Origin of the sequence: Mesorhizobium sp. M1A.T.Ca.IN.004.03.1.1, assembly GCF_003997555.1 — a bacterium.
Lineage (GTDB): Bacteria > Pseudomonadota > Alphaproteobacteria > Rhizobiales > Rhizobiaceae > Mesorhizobium.
This window is the reverse complement of the sequence record NZ_RZTV01000910.1, coordinates 1-244: the sequence shown is the minus strand read 5'-3', so window position 1 is coordinate 244 and position 244 is coordinate 1. Positions and strand designations below refer to the sequence as shown.

Genomic DNA, 244 nt, shown 5'->3' with positions numbered 1-244 from the left:
CCGCGCCCACCGCGATGTCCTTGGCAACCGTGACGGCACTCGCATTCCAGGTTGCGGAATCAAACGGATGGATTTCAGTGAAATTAATTAGCACCAACTCGCGTTCCCCGACAGTCAGCGCAGAATAAAGCCAGCGAAAGTATCCCTCCGAATGACGGCCTGCGGCATGGTCGCAGTTGATGTAGCAAATCGGCTGGGACATGCCTTGAGCGTGGTGAACCGTAGAGGCGTAGCCATATCGTGC

The 244-nt window shown here is 56.1% G+C and carries 1 protein-coding gene; it reads right to left on the bottom strand.

Features of this window, described 5'->3' with window-relative positions; genetic code table 11:
- Positions 1-202, bottom strand: a 202-nt coding sequence (locus EOD29_RS34330; RefSeq protein ID WP_245475527.1) for a hypothetical protein, incomplete at its 3' end; no start/stop codon positions are given.
- Positions 203-244 lie beyond the last annotated feature (42 nt).